The following is a 14,618-nucleotide window of genomic DNA, read 5'->3' as shown; positions in this document are numbered from 1 at the left end:
TGATCTTAACGGGTTTCGTGGTCATGAGGCGACTGGGCTCGGACGACCAGAGCGTCTCCAGGAGACGGATCGGTGGGCATGGTCCGAGATGCGACCAGGTGCCACGATCGCCAGGCTCGGTCCAACTCTCGGGTGTTTGTGAACCCATAATGAGCGCGGGTCGCGGCATCCCAACCCTCGTTCATTCCCGCTCGAAGAAACGCGAGAAACCGGGGTCGGCCTCCCATTTCCACGAGAAAGCGGGAGACAGAATAGCCCTGGCCGTAGAACCCCATCAGGTCCTGGGGATACTCGTCGATGGTGAATAACTCGCTGAGCGCCCAGCCTCCGCTGCGAGTCATCAGATCGGCTGCAAACTGCTCGTGACGAAGCCGCTCCCGGCGATCTTCGCTGAGCAGCGAGGCCCCCTCATCGGCCCATCGTGGCAAGGGTTCACCGAAGTAGGACGCAAAGATGGTGTGAGTGATCTCATGAGGTAATGCTGAGGCAAGAATACGATCGAGCCTCCCTTCCAGACTCATTTCCTGGTCGACGACTCTCCCGCGACCGAAGCCGAAGGAGGTCACGCCTCCCGCTTCTCCTCCGGTCATCTTAATTCGGATGGCGCAGGGCCTCGGCCAGTCCGGCAGCGGTTCGCCAAGCCACTGGCGAGCAATCTCCTTACGATAATGCTCCGCGTAACGCGCGACCTGATGCGCGATTTCGGGCGTCGGGGCCTCGACTTCGAAGTTTGTTGACCGCGCCGAGGCCCCCATCAGCAATGGCAGCAAAATTAAGCCCAATGCTGCCCGCAGACGGGGACCGACCATCCGGGTTCGGGGGTGGATACCCATGCCCGAGTCCTCCCTGACCGGCTGAAACGGGTCCGTCATGAACCCGTGGTTCGATTCCGTTCGATCTCGACCGTCAACGCGATCAGGTCCTGGGCGTCTTGCCCGTTCGACCGCGACGGCGGCGAACTTTAGCAGAAGTCGAGCGACCTGTCATCCCCCGCTTCGTACGAAGAGGATGACGGGTCGAGCCACTTCCTGAAGCCATTGCCCATCAGGGCAGTCACCGGAACCAGTGACCCGCCACGCGGCGCGTGTGAGCCTGTCAGACCGAAGCCGTTCCAAGCGTCGGCTCGGGTTCCGGTATGAACCCGACCGTCTCGATCTCCTGAACCACACGACGCGCGGTGGCCTCGTCCAGAGATGCCAACGGGGCCGGGAGCATCCGAGTCAGGAAGCCCCGATGACGGCAGGCCACTTCGAGACAGGCGTGCATCGAACCGAACTCCATCGTTCGGGCAAGGCGGGTGAGTTGATTCTGGAGTCGGAAGGCACGGGCTTCGTCGTTGGACCGGGCCGCATCCCAAACGGCCACGCAAAGCTCGGGGAAGGCATTGCCGATTGCGGGAACGAAGCCGTCGGCCCCGAGTGCAGTGGAGGTTCCGATCAGGTCTGATCCATGAAGATAGGTGAAATTCCGTTCGCGACGTGTGGCGGAGGTCCAGTTCTGGGTTCGGAAGAGACTGGGACAAACATCCTTGACGCCGACGATTCTGGGATGCTCGGCAAGGACTTGGAGTTGCTCGAAGCTGAGCTGATTGCAGACCCAAGGGGCGTTGTATATCACCAGCGGCTTGCTGAGATCGTCGGCGAGGGCGTGGAAATAGGACATGAGTTCGCCGGCCGAGAGATTCAAGTACCAGGGAGGCAAGGCGGCGTAGTAGTCATAGGGCAGGTCATCGAATCGTGAGGCCCGTTCGAGCGTTCGCCGGGTACTCATGTCCGAGACATTCAGGACCAAAGGGATGCGCCCGTTATTGATCGTGACCACCAGTTCGGCCGCGCGACGGGCGACACGGTCGGTCACCAGGTCAAATCGGGCAGTGGTCCCCATAATCCACAATCCATGCACCCCACCGTCAATCAAGGCGCGGGTCAGCCGGTCGAGGGAGGGTTCGTCGATCACATCATCGGGCCCGAGCGGAGTGGCCAGCGGAGGAACGATCCCATGCAAATGAGGCAAATCCATCGAGTATTCTCCAAGCAGTTCAGACGGTGGGTCAGGACACTCCTGATCCGAGGTCTCCGGACGCCAATCGCCCTGTCATCCACCAAAGGAAGTCAAGTATGCCAGGTCCGACAATTCCTCGCTACGGTTGCGAGAGCCGGTCCTGCGATCAATGGACCTTGAGCGGTTCCGACGTTCGGATCGCTCGCAATCGCATTTCTGCGTTCAGTGGCCCAGAAGGGAACGATGGTGAGGGGGTTCACCATTTTTTGGGGAGAAATTGTCTGAGATTCCCTGATGGTCGTTCCCCGAAACGTCCGATAAGGCTTGTAAGACATCGAAAAATGGCGAGTCGTCGCATACCGGTTGGATTCCGGCAAAGCGGTCTCGGCCACTGTTGAGTAGTCGATCGTCTCTGCTAGGACTGTGAGGTTCTCGTGGCAATGGTCACAGAGCCAACATCCTCGCTCAGTCGGCGACGTCATCGGTAGCCGGCACTCCTTGAGACGATTTGCTCGGAGGAGGAGATCCGATGCCTACCCCCCGACTGCGTATTTTTCCCCGACCGCAGGACGAATTCGAGCTCGAGACCGATTCTCCTGCCGTCCCGATTCGTCTGGCGGACCTGTACCCTCTGCTCGCCCAGGCATACCGCGATAACTTCGTCTGGCTTCGTGATTTCGAAGAAGACGAACTCCTGGTGAGCAATGACCTGTTCGAGGTCGTTCGAGCCTTCTCGGATTACCGGCCTTCGGCCTGAGGTCGGTGGCACACGGCGACTTCCGCATTCGCCAGAGGGTCTGAGTTTCTCGAACCAAAAGTCACTGTTCTCTTGTTTGCGACGCGTTCCGACTCTAGGCTAGATCAGGGACAATCGGCAATCGCTTTCCATGCCATCGATTGTCCCCTTTCCCGAGCCCCGGAACGGTAGTCACACGCTCATGTCTCTGACCCCCTCAGACGATGGATTCACGCTCGAGCGTCGAGGCGACGTCCTGATCTTCGTTCCTTCCGCGCACCTTGAGGAATTTGACCTTTCGACCGCCGAGGAGCTGAGTTCGGTATTGCTTGGTCCGATTCAAGAACTGCCCATGCCGATGTTAATTGTCGACCTTGAAGGGGTCGATTTCTTCGGCTCCAGTTTTCTCAGCCTCTTGTTGCGGTGCTGGAAAGCGGTGCTGGTGAAAGGCGGACAAATGGTCCTGGCCGGGGTTTCTCCTCGGGCTCGCGAACTGTTGCGAATCACCTCCCTGGACATAGTCTGGCCCTTGTATGCAAACCGGTCCGAGGCACTCTCGGCGTTGCAATCCGATTGAGTGAGCTGGTCTCCCAACCAGTCTCGGTTGACAGGGGAACTGACCCCGACCGATGATGGAAAGGATGCCGGATCGTTCGCCTCGAGGAGGGAGGGCCTGACCGCCGCGCCATCATGGGAATCTACGATCGCGACTACATTCAGGACCGCCCCGGCGGATTCGGCCTTTTTGTGGGCGGTGGATCGGTCGTCAAGACCCTGATCCTCATTAATGTCGCGGTCTTTCTGTTGGGATGGCTTGGCGGGCCACCCCTTCGGATCTTCCTGGACGAGACTTTCGCGGCCCGAAGCGAGTCGATCGTTCAACATTTTCAGGTCTGGCGACTGCTGACCTACGCCTTTCTTCACGACCCCTCGAACCTGTTCCATATCCTTTGGAACATGATTTTTTTATGGTTCGTGGGACGAGAGCTGGAAGAGATCTATGGTCATCGGGATTTCCTGACCATGTACCTCACGGCCGCGATCATCGCCGGGCTGTGCTGGTCGATTCTTGATCTGAGCCAAGGGGGTCAGGCTCGGATGGTGGGAGCCTCTGGTGCCGTTGCTGCGGCCTTGTTCATTTATGTGCTCTACTACCCAAACCGGGAGATTCTGCTCTTCTTCGTGCTTCCGGTGCCAATGTGGATGTTCGCCATCATCTTCTTTGGCCGAGACCTTCTCGGATTGATCCAGAGCCTCCAGGGGTCGACCACCGCTCCAATCGCCTTCGCCGCGCATCTTAGTGGAGCCGCCTACGGCTTTCTGTACAAAAAGTACGACCTGCGATGGTCTCGGATCACCAGCGGATGGAGCTGGAGATGGGGCCGTCGCAGCCGTTTGAAAATCTTCACTCCCGAACCGCGAACTCGGCGGCCCTCCCGTCAGGGAGCAAAGACTCCTGCCCGATCCGGCAGTGCGGGCCAGATCGGGTCTTCGGGCATGTTCCCCGATGAACACCTCGATGCCAAGCTCGATGAAATTCTCGCCAAGATTGCCCGGGAAGGACGTTCCGGCTTGACCGAGGAAGAAAACCGCATCCTTCAAGAGGCAAGCGAACGTGCCCGCAACCGCCGAGGCGAGCGACTGAGATGAAGACCGGTTCCCTGATCGTCCGAGATGCTCAACTTTCGGATCGCGATGCCCTTGTGTCGTTCAATTGCTCGTTGGCACTCGAAACCGAAGGCAAACAGCTCGACCCTTCGGTCGTCGGTCGGGGCGTGGAACGAGCCCTGACGACGGAAGACCGCTTGCGATATTGGGTTGCCGAACGCGAGGGGAAGCTCCTCGGTCAATCCGCCATCTCCCGAGAGTGGAGCGACTGGAGATGCGGCTGGATCTGGTGGTTACAGAGCGTCTACGTGGTCAGCGAAGCCCGAGGGTTCGGGGTCTTTCGGGCTTTACATTCGCACATCAGGGAAACGGCTCACCAGACAGACGAGGTGATCGGGCTTCGGCTTTACGTCGAACAGGAGAATCACCGGGCTCAGAAGACTTACGAGGCTCTCGGGATGTTACCGGGCGGTTATGTTGTGTTTGAGGAACTGTGGCCCGATCGTTACGGTCGATCCGAGAGCGTGAGCGAACCGACTCGACATCCCTTCACGTCGAGGGGTGGGTCAGCCTGATCCAGCGATCGAGCAAGTCCCGAGCTTTGCCGGAGTCAATCGCCTCGGCCGCCTGGGAGACGCCTTCGGCCGGACGGCTCGCATGCCCGGCGACCATCAAGGCGGCGGCAGCATTGGCAAGCACGACCGATCGGACGGGGCCGGGTTCTCCTTCGAGCATCCGAAGGATGAGATCGGCGCTGTCGTTGGAATCAGAAACCCGGAGTTCGTCGGCTCGGGTCTCGGGAAGACCAAACTCCGCCGGCAACCAGGTGCGCGACTCGACCCGATTACCCTCGATCCAGATCACCTGAGTCGGTCCGGATAGTCCGACCTCGTCCAGCCCTTCCGGCCCAGAGACGACAGCCGCTCGGGTGATCCCGAGTCGAGCGAGGGCATTGGCTATCAGTTGAGCGAGCCTGGAATCCGGAACGCCGACAAGCTGATATTCAGGGCGAGCCGGGTTGGCCAGCGGCCCAACCAGATTGAACAAGGTGCGGAACGGCAACTGCTTGCGAACCCCTGCCACGTGCCGCAAGGCCGGATGAAAACTCGGCGCAAAGAGAAACGTCAGGCCGAGTTCCGCAAGGCAACGTTTCTGCGTCTCGTGCCCCGGATCAATCGCCACTCCCAATTGTTCGAGCACTTCGGAGCTTCCGGAGACTCCCGAGGCTGACCGATTCCCGTGCTTGGCGACGGGAACACCCGAGGCGGCGACGACAATCGCCGAGGCCGTCGAAACGTTGACCGAAGCCGCTCCGTCGCCTCCCGTGCCACAGGTGTCGAGCACAGGCCGCACGGGGACATCGAATGGGGTCATCGCACGCCGAACCGCATCGACGGCACCGGCGAGTTCCTCGTCTGATTCCCCTTTGACCCGCAACCCGACCAGGAAGGCCGTGATGAGGACCTCGGAAGCCTGTCCGGCCACAATCTCGGACACGGCTTCGAAGGCAAGTTCTCGGCTGATCGAGCGCGACTCACCGAGTTGCCGGAGAGCGAGTTGCAGGGATCGACAGTCACCAGACGAGGGGAGCAAGGTCTGAGCTCGTTGAGAAGGGAGAAGGAATGCAAGGAAGTCGGACCGGAGGGGAGGACGCTGAGTCTCGGCTCAGCATTCCTGTTCCCTCCAGACACAGCCCACGGTCACGGACGGACCAGATACCCCTCGGGGCTGAGGTTCCGAGTGGGGATCTGGGGAAGCTTCGCGGTCAATTCTTCAAAATCGGCCACTTCGACCTTCATTGAGACTTCACTGCCATTTCGCTTTACCACCAGTTCCACCGATTGGCCAATCGGGGTGGTAGAGACCATGTTGATTAAATGCCAGGTGTTGTTGACCTGGATTCCATTGAAGCGAACGATCACGTCCCCCTTCTGAATTCCACTCGACTTGGCGGGCGAGTCCTCGGCGACCGCCGAGATGCGGGTGCCTCGGGGACGGTCCAGGCCATAGCGTTCGTAGTCTTCGGGAAAGATGTCCTGAAGCGAGATGCCGATGGCTCCTCGTCGCACCCTGCCGGTGGTGATGAGCTGATCCATGGCCCACCGAGCCAGGTTGATCGGAATGCTGTAACCGACTCCTTCGTTGCCACCTCCGTGCGACGCGATGGCGGTATTGATCCCGATCACCTCTCCTCGAAGATTGACTAGCGGACCTCCGGAATTCCCCGGATTGATCGCGGCATCGGTCTGGAGGAAATCCTGGTTGTGCACGCCACTTTCATAGAGATCACGTTCCTGGCGACCTCGGGCGCTGATGATCCCCTGGCTGACCGAGTGCGTCAGTCCGAAGGGACTACCGACCGCGAGAACCCAGGTTCCCGGGACGGCCTCGTCGCTATCGCCGAGGCGAGCGGAAGGAAGATCATTCACAGGCAATTCCAGGACTGCCACGTCGGAGTCTTCATCACGGAAGATAGCCTTGGGACGGAGGACCCGGCCATCGTGCAGATTGATCTGGATATTGTCCGGATCGGCGCCGCTGATAACGTGATTGTTCGTCAGGACAAAGAGGCCAGGCCGGATGGAGGACTGGACAATGACCCCCGACCCGCTCTCCTCGAACGTTCGACGGGTCCGCCCCTCCTGCTCCTCAGCCCGTTTCACGGCGACGATGTGAACCACGGTTCGGGACACGACCTTGGAAACCAGTTCGAAGGTTCGGTTGACCTGATAGAACTGTTCGTACTGCCGGGCAAGGCTCTGATAGATCGCCTCGTCGGAATGGTCGAGTCCGGCGGGCTCAAGGATCCGGTCTGGATCATTGGGACGAGTCGGTGAGGGATCCGCGTTGAGCCGGCCTCCTCGATCGACGATCGAGCCCAGACCAAAGCCGAGGCCGATGCAACCGACAGCGGCAAACATCATGGCGGTGGAGGGTCGCGATGCCATCAAGATGCGCTCCACTCGTCGAAGGAGACCTGATGAGGTTCCCGGCAATGACCAATGGACATGCCAGGTGTGGCGACGTTCCCTCGCTCACAAATCATGATCGCTCGTAGAGTATATGCCTCGCAGTTCGTCAGAGTCAAAGCAGCGAAGCTGGGTCGGATTCGAATGACCACCCTGCCTCACGGACAAAAAAAGGGCGGGATGACGATGTCACGCCATCCCGCCCTGTGTGGTTCGCCGAATCGGCCTCGGCAGCATGGTGAGTCTCGCCTTAGCGGCCCGACTCACTCATGTCCATTTCGTAGTCGCTGAGGTTGATTTGCCGATCGTTCTCGTCGAAATGACGATCGGAGATCTCAGACCATCGGTAGTCGATTGCCTGGCTCATGCCAGTGTGGCCCATCCGCTCCTGCTCGCGCTGGCAGTCGATGCAGGTGCAGGTGTACGGGAGCGCGTTCAACCGGGCGACGGCAATCTTCCCGCCACAATGTTCGCACTGGCCGTAGGTTCCCTCGGACATGCGGTCGAGGGCATGTTCGATCTGGCTGAGTTCCCGGCTCTCGATCTGGGCGATTTGCGAACTGATTTCATCGTTGGCCGAGTCGACGGCCGCATCGACGCTATCGCCCACGTCGTTCATCGCCCGCAGATCGTTCAGCGATTCAAGATCACCAGCCAAGGCTTTCCGCAAGGCGTCGCGACGGGCGACCAATCGCGAGTGCAAACGAAACAGCGCGTCTTTACGAGCCATGACACACCTCCAGATGTTCGTCGCGAGCGGGCGGGACGATGTGCAACATCCTGGCCGAAACCGGCCAAGATGACCGAACCCACGTGAAGAACCGGATGGAATGATTCGAGCAGGGTCAACTTCAGGCAACCGCGGACTCGAATCCAACAGAATCCAGTTCGATCTGAAAAAACCTTCAGGTAAGGATCGTCGTCCGGGTGGCGAAGCCTAGCACATTATGCGCCAAGGGCAAGATGCCAGAGCCTGCGATGTCACCTGTGTAGAATAGTACGCCCGGTCAGGCGAAAGGTTTGATGGATTCCCCGAAAAACTTCGATCAGCGCTCGGACACTGCCTTTCCCGTGTCTCTGACACGCTTAAGGCTTGATCATTCCAGTCGGTTCCAGAGGATTGCTCAACGCGCGACCAGAGACATGTATGCAAATCCAATACCATCGCGAAATATCCTGGGTGGACTCCCGGACATCCTATTCCTCAACGACCGTGAGGTTCGTTCCACCACCGCTGAGGAATCGGTTGAGTCTCCAGGTGATCGCCGAAAGAGCCGATCCGGATTCGGTGGTTCGTGGGGATTGGAATGGAGGAAGTGGGGTTTTGCCTCGGGAGCCGATCGTCAACGGAGATAGAAGTCCTGGGCCACCACGGCGGGACCACTTCGCCCTGTCGATCTGAGAAAATTGAGATACTGCCGGGCACCGGAGGGAGCATCGTAGATCCATTGTTCGAGATACTCCCCCTGAGAAGCGGACCTGGCAAAGGACCGTGGGGCGCCCAACCGTTGCAAGATTTGATCGGGCGTCTCTCCCCTGAGGTCTTGACGAGGCGGAGGGCTCAACAGGGTCGTTAGCAGAAGGGGTGAGAAGCGGTGCTCTCGTATCGAGTTAGGAGGGAGTGAGGCCGTTTCGACCGGGGTCCAACCGAGGGATCGGATTGCTTCCTGATGCGTCATCGTTACGCCACTGTTCGGCTCGAGGCGAAACCGCCAGCCATTGGGTTCCGATTCGACCGCAGCCAGGCGAGCCCCGAATTGAATTTGCCAGCCCACCTCAGGCTCACTGATCTCGAAGAGTCGGAACCCTTCGAAGTCGATTCGAGCTTCGCGAGGGGCAATCGGACCCTCGGACAAAATCCGGTAGTTCAGTTCGTAACGCCCAGCGCTGTCGGCCGGAGTCGCCGTCACCTGCGCCGAGATGAGGATGGCCCGACCCTTGTAGGATCGATCGAACGTGGCCTGCCATTCGGATTCATCACTCGACCGCGCCCGTTGATCGAGGATCATCTCCAGCCGGTCGGGGATGAGGTCGACAAAGATTGCCGCCTCGCGAGCGGCCTGACGCACCTCGTCGGCCCCTCGAATCTGCCCCCGAAGCGACTCCACCGCCTCCGCCGCCCGCGAGAGGATTCGATAGGCCTGGTCAAAATCGCCCCGATCCAGGGCAGGGATTCCTTCGTCTCGGCCTTGCTGCACCAGAACCGGAGCATTTCGCCGCTGATTTTGGACGATCGTCCAGAAGACGGTCCCCCCCAGCACCAGGACCACGGCCGATGCCACCAGTAAGGGGCGGTTCCGCCGGACCCGCTCTCGGAGGCCGGGTCGGGCCGGGATGAGGATCTGTCGGCCGAAGTGCACGTCTGGCTGATCCGAACGCTGGGGCCGGACAGGCTGCGGTTGATCCCGCCGCGAAGGACGTGGTTCGCGGATCGAAGGTCGATCTGATGCCGGGGCCTGTCGATTGCCAGCGGGAGGCCGCTTTTCGGAAGTTGGCAACTCCGAAACCGCCGCCTCGACCGGATCGAACCCCGAAAGGCCGCCTGGCAATGATTCCCCGGTCGAGTCAACCGGCTCCAGCCATTCGACCTCTGCAGCCTCGTGCATCGGGTCGGGGACATGATCGGAAAGAGGGATTGGAGCCTCGTCAAACCCGACCCCTGCCTGTTGATTCGGATCAACACGAGCCGCGGGCATGGGGGGCATAGGTAATGGGCTGCTCGGAAGCACGAAGACCCCAAGCCCACACTCGGGACACCTGAGCGCCTGATACCCTTCCAGGCGGCGACCCCGGATGACATGCCCTTCCGGACAGCTCACCCGAAAGGTTTGCACCTCAGGGGGAGGGGCCGGTGCCATGCCCTTGACCCATTGTTTTGCGCGGCCGAACAGGTCCAAATCATCCCTCCTCTTCTCCCGTTTCCCCGCATCCACGGGAGCAACGCTTCAATCGGATTGTATGACGAGGTTGACTGGTTCTTTCCGGAACATCGGAAGACCGAAATTGCCGCTTGCGGTGTTCAGACCCTCGTTACTGATCCTCGAAGCCGATTGCTCGGGACTCGGTGGTCCTGGAAATGGTCGAAGGTCCATTGCGCTCGATCCAATGGGCGAACAGGTTCTTCACAGGTCGCGGGGCGTAGCAGGGTTCACCGAAGGGATGTCTCGCCTGGATTCCATTGAGAGATTTGAGCGAAGTGTCTGAGACACGAACCTCTGAAATCGCTTTGCCGCGTTTCCACCAGAAGCCTTCGATGCAGATAACGTAACACGATGCCACACGCCTTGTCCCCTTTTCTGTCGCAATGAGGTGCGTTAGCCTTTGGTTCTCGATCGGGGTCCTGGTCCAGAGTTATCATTTCTTCGAGCCTGCCTCAGGACCAATCGTCCCTGGCAAGCACCTGCAACGGAGTCATTCTGGTGCGGATTGAACTCGATGATCGGAATCGTGAACGGCAGACCGAGGGAATGACGATCACCCCCGCTGCACTCGGAATCAACGCATCAGCGTCGTGGTCGATCAGCCAAAGGACGCTTCGGGGTGGTCGCCGTAACGGGGTCGAGTTGATCCGTGTCGAGAACGGAGCCCTGGCGATCGAGATCGTGCCGACTCGAGGCATGGGTCTCTGGCGAGGTCAGTTCCGGGGAGATCCGGTCGGTTGGTCCTCTCCCATCAGCGATGGCCCGATTCACCCAGCCCTGGTCAATCTTGCCGGGCTGGGGGGGTTCGGCTGGCTCGATGGGTTTGATGAACTGCTTGCGCGTTGCGGTCTGGAACACAACGGTCCGCCGGGAACTGATGGGCCGTTCGCTCACGGGTTGCACGGCCGCATCCAGAACATCCCCGCCCATCAGGTTTCGATTGAGGTTTCCGAAGAACCTCCCCATGAACTTGTGGTTTCAGGGCAGGTCGATGAGGCTCGCCTGTTCGGTCCAAAGCTCCGCATGATGACCCGGTACGCGACGATCCCGGGATCGAACCGGGTGGAGGTCCGCGACGAGTTCGTCAATCTTGGGGATCGTCCGGCCCCGCTGGTGATCCTTTATCACTGGAACCTGGGACCGCCGTACCTCGACGCGGGTGCCCGACTCGTTGCCGCTGCCGAAACCGTGGTGCCCCAAACGGCAAGAGCCGCCGAAGGGATCGATCACCATGACACCTTCGGCCCGCCCGATCCCGGTTTCGCCGAACAGGTCTATCTCTGCAAGCTGATCGGAGCAGGGCCTGAGGGTCACACCGCGGTCATGCTTCGAAACGCCGAGGGAGACAGGGCGTTTGTCCTGCGGTTTGCCACGTCGCAGCTGCCGTGTTTCACCCTCTGGAAGAATACGATGGGGCTCAACGAGGGGTATGTGACTGGGCTGGAACCCGCGACCAACTACCCAAATCCCCGCGACTTCGAGCGTCGACAGGGACGCTTTGTGGAAATCGCTCCGGGAGCATCGCATGTCGCGGAACTCTCCTTCGAACTCCTCGATTCGGCCGAGGCGATTGCCGCCGTTGAGAACGAGATCAAGGCCCTTCAGGCAGGAACGACTCCGGTGATTCTTCCGAATCCTTGCGAACCCTTCGCTCCCGTCTGATCGTGAAGGGGCTGAACGAGTGCCTCGGCTCGCACACGGAGCCGAGGCCGTCTTCTCGCAAGAGCCTCAAGGCTTGAGGAACGCGGGGACTGCTCCCTCGGACTTGAGATGGAGATCGAAGAACTCAAAAGTCGCTTCCTTGGTCCGAGGAAGCTCCGGACCGCTGACCCCGTGTCCTGCTCCGACAATCAGTTCGACCCGTCCGGGAACACCGGCTTCAGCCATGGCAGCGGCCAGGGTGGTTGCCTGCGAGGTCGGGATGAGTGGGTCGGCCGTCCCCTGGAAGACGAGGATCGGCGCATCTCCCCTGGAAACGTGGGTGATCGGCGACGCCGCGGCGGTTGCCTCGGGCTTTTCCTCGGGGGTTCCGCCGATGAAATCGTTGCGCAAGGGGATGGAGATCATCGGCAGATCCTCGGCGAGCAGGTCGGTCGGTCCGAAGAAGTTGACCACGGCCTGAACATTTGAGGCGGGAGCATCCTCAGGGACCGGTCCTTCCAAAGCGCCGCTCGGGTCGGTCAGACCCAGCATCAACGCCAGATGCCCTCCGGCCGAGAAGCCAACCGCTCCGATCCGGTCTGGATCGACGCCGTATGTCTCGGCATTTGCGCGAAGCCAGCGCACCGCGGCCTTCACGTCGTGGACCTGCGCGGGGAAGGTGTGCTCGGGACAGAAGCGATACTCAGGAGAGATGGCCACGTACCCCGCCTCGGCGAATTCGACGAGAAGGTTCCGCAGGTCGCTCTTGTTCCCGGCCCTCCAAGCTCCCCCATGAATGGCAACGATTGCGGGGCGGGCGTCGGATCGGGCCGCCGGTTGGGCAAGGTCGAGCTTTAACTCGCGGCCATCGACGGTCGTGTAGACGATGTCGGCGGTCACTTCGGCAGTCCGCTCCTGACGTGCCGTTGCAACCGGTGCCAGGCTGAGGAAGGCAACCACACCGAAGACAAACGATCTCATTGTTCCTGATTCCTTTCTGAAACTCAGGCCCAGACACTCCGGTCAAGTGATCGGTACCCGACGGCCTCGGCTACGTGCTGTGGTTCAATGGCGTCGGTTCCTTCGAGGTCGGCGAGCGTCCGGGAGACGCGGAGGACCTTATCGTGAGCTCGGGCAGAGAGTCCGAGTTCCTCCATCGCCCCTTTCAGCAAGGCGGACGACTCAGGTTTCAAGGTGCAAATCTTCCGGACCTGGCGGGGGGTCATTCGACCGTTGACGCCGGGGCCTGCCGAGCCGAAGCGATCGAGTTGTCGGGCCCGGGCATCGAGGACCTTTTCCAGGAATTCGGCCGAATCAGGACCAGGAGGCGCTTCGGCAAGCTGGGTAAACGGCACCGCCGGAACGTGAATGTGCAGGTCGATCCGATCAAGCAAGGGGCCACTGATCTTTCCCAGGTAACGCTCGACCTGTGGCGGAGAGCAACTGCACGCCTTGCGCGGGTCGCCGCGATAGCCGCACGGGCACGGATTCATGGCCGCAACCAGGACAAAATCGGCCGGGAAGGTCACACTCCGCAGGGCTCGGCTGATCGTCACGCAGCCTTCTTCCAGGGGCTGGCGGAGGACTTCGAGGGTTTTGCGGTTGAATTCAGGAAGCTCATCGAGGAACAGGACGCCCTTGTGGGCCAGCGAAATCTCTCCGGGCTGGGGCGTGCTTCCCCCTCCCACCAGGCCAGCGTCACTGACCGAATGGTGCGGGGATCGGAACGGACGAACGCCGAGCAGGGGTTGCGAGCCGAGTAATCCCATCGCGCTATAAATTCGCGTGGTTTCAAGACTTTCGGCCGGCGTCAAGGGGGGCATGATGGTCGGCAAGCGACGGGCGAGGAGGGTCTTACCCGTGCCCGGTGGTCCGATCATCAACAAGTTATGAGAGCCTGCGGCGGCGATGAGCAAGGCCCGCTTGGCGCCGTCCTGGCCCTTCACGTCGGAGAAATCTTCTTCATAATGAGCGGCACGATGGAAGACCTCGTCGACATCGACGGCCGTTGGCTCCGTGTCGAGCTGGCCGGAAAGGAATCCGACGGCCTCGGCCAGGCTGCCGATCGGGAATACGTCGAGTCCCTCGACCACCGCAGCCTCGGAGGCGTTGGCGGCGGGAACAAGGAGCCCCGTTCGGCCTTCTCGACGGGCACGCAGGGCCATTGCGAGTGCCCCCTTGATGGGCCGAGTTTCGCCGGTCAGGGCCAGCTCGCCGACCACGGCAAACGTCCCAAGACGTTCCAGGCTGATCTGGCCACTGGCCAGCAAGAGCCCGAGCGCGATCGGCAGGTCGAAGCCGCCAGCGTCCTTTTTGAGATCCGCGGGGGCGAGATTGATCACAACCCGATCGGAAGGTCGACGGTAGCCGGAGTTGACCAGCGCACGCTCGACGCGGTGGGTACTCTCCCGCACTGCGGCCTCGGCCAAGCCCACCAGCACCGTCTTGGGTACCGGAGTTGCCGAGACATCGACTTCGACCTCAACCGGTTCGGCCTCGATCCCGATCAGCGTGTACGACGCGAGCTTGGCGAGCATGACGCACCCCGCCGGGACAGGCCGGCTCCATCGCCTTGAGCCGTGTTCATGATCGGATGGTACCACGCGACGCTCAGGTTGCAAGTGTCCACCATGCTCGGCAATCCGAGAAGGAGAGAGAGTCCAACCCTTCGGCGGAATTCTGCCAGGGCCCGATGCCACCCTCGCGAAGCCTCGGATCGGTCTGGTACAGTGAAGCACGTCG

13 protein-coding genes are annotated in these 14,618 nt (G+C 60.7%); 5 read left to right on the top strand and 8 right to left on the bottom strand.

The features are described 5' to 3' along the window. Positions 1-5 precede the first annotated feature (5 nt). Entirely contained in the window at positions 6-833 is an 828-nt protein-coding gene (locus tag HG800_RS05260) for a hypothetical protein (RefSeq protein WP_235963280.1), read from the bottom strand. A 262-nt stretch (positions 834-1,095) separates the two neighbouring features. Next, complete coding sequence (locus HG800_RS05255) at positions 1,096-2,019, bottom strand: dihydrodipicolinate synthase family protein (RefSeq protein ID WP_169974435.1); 924 nt, start codon at positions 2,017-2,019, stop codon at positions 1,096-1,098. Positions 2,020-2,530: 511 nt separating this feature from the next. Between HG800_RS05255 and HG800_RS05250 the strand changes: the two genes are divergently transcribed. The 4 genes from HG800_RS05250 to HG800_RS05235 all read left to right on the top strand — a co-directional run bounded on the left by HG800_RS05250 (position 2,531) and on the right by HG800_RS05235 (position 4,920). After that, complete coding sequence (locus HG800_RS05250; RefSeq protein WP_169974433.1) at positions 2,531-2,758, top strand: hypothetical protein; 228 nt, start codon at positions 2,531-2,533, stop codon at positions 2,756-2,758. A 181-nt stretch (positions 2,759-2,939) separates the two neighbouring features. Further along, complete coding sequence (locus tag HG800_RS05245; RefSeq protein ID WP_169974431.1) at positions 2,940-3,314, top strand: STAS domain-containing protein; 375 nt, start codon at positions 2,940-2,942, stop codon at positions 3,312-3,314. A 113-nt stretch (positions 3,315-3,427) separates the two neighbouring features. Continuing rightward, a complete protein-coding gene (locus tag HG800_RS05240; protein ID WP_169974429.1) occupies positions 3,428-4,387 on the top strand; it encodes a rhomboid family intramembrane serine protease in 960 nt (319 codons plus the stop codon). Further along, on the top strand, positions 4,384-4,920 hold the full coding sequence (locus HG800_RS05235; RefSeq protein WP_169974427.1) for a GNAT family N-acetyltransferase: 537 nt from the start codon (positions 4,384-4,386) through the stop codon (positions 4,918-4,920). Before HG800_RS05240 ends, HG800_RS05235 begins: the two co-directional genes overlap by 4 nt. Here the strand turns inward: HG800_RS05235 and trpD are convergent. The 4 genes from trpD to HG800_RS05215 all read right to left on the bottom strand — a co-directional run bounded on the left by trpD (position 4,895) and on the right by HG800_RS05215 (position 10,172). Further along, positions 4,895-5,938 carry an anthranilate phosphoribosyltransferase gene (gene trpD / locus HG800_RS05230; protein ID WP_235963278.1) on the bottom strand — a complete coding sequence of 348 codons (1,044 nt, stop codon included), beginning with the start codon at positions 5,936-5,938 and terminating at the stop codon, positions 4,895-4,897. The two genes, HG800_RS05235 and trpD, sit on opposite strands and share 26 nt — an antisense overlap. A 107-nt stretch (positions 5,939-6,045) precedes the next feature. Beyond that, a complete protein-coding gene (locus tag HG800_RS05225; protein ID WP_169974425.1) occupies positions 6,046-7,293 on the bottom strand; it encodes a S1C family serine protease in 1,248 nt (415 codons plus the stop codon). Between the two features lie 271 nt (positions 7,294-7,564). After that, a complete protein-coding gene (locus HG800_RS05220) occupies positions 7,565-8,044 on the bottom strand; it encodes a TraR/DksA family transcriptional regulator (RefSeq protein WP_169974423.1) in 480 nt (159 codons plus the stop codon). Between the two features lie 613 nt (positions 8,045-8,657). Further along, on the bottom strand, positions 8,658-10,172 hold the full coding sequence (locus HG800_RS05215; protein WP_169974421.1) for a hypothetical protein: 1,515 nt from the start codon (positions 10,170-10,172) through the stop codon (positions 8,658-8,660). A 561-nt stretch (positions 10,173-10,733) separates the two neighbouring features. Between HG800_RS05215 and HG800_RS05210 the strand changes: the two genes are divergently transcribed. Then, positions 10,734-11,897 (top strand): aldose 1-epimerase family protein, encoded by a 1,164-nt coding sequence (locus HG800_RS05210; RefSeq protein WP_169974420.1) that lies wholly within the window; start codon positions 10,734-10,736, stop codon positions 11,895-11,897. Positions 11,898-11,963: 66 nt separating this feature from the next. Here HG800_RS05210 and HG800_RS05205 read toward each other — a convergent pair whose 3' ends face one another. Then, on the bottom strand, positions 11,964-12,857 hold the full coding sequence (locus HG800_RS05205; protein ID WP_169974418.1) for an alpha/beta hydrolase: 894 nt from the start codon (positions 12,855-12,857) through the stop codon (positions 11,964-11,966). 23 nt (positions 12,858-12,880) lie between these two features. Then, complete coding sequence (locus tag HG800_RS05200; protein WP_169974416.1) at positions 12,881-14,413, bottom strand: YifB family Mg chelatase-like AAA ATPase; 1,533 nt, start codon at positions 14,411-14,413, stop codon at positions 12,881-12,883. Positions 14,414-14,618: the final 205 nt, after the last annotated feature.

It is taken from the genome of Tautonia rosea (genome assembly GCF_012958305.1).
GTDB lineage: Bacteria > Planctomycetota > Planctomycetia > Isosphaerales > Isosphaeraceae > Tautonia > Tautonia rosea.
This window is presented reverse-complemented; position numbering and strand designations above follow the sequence as displayed.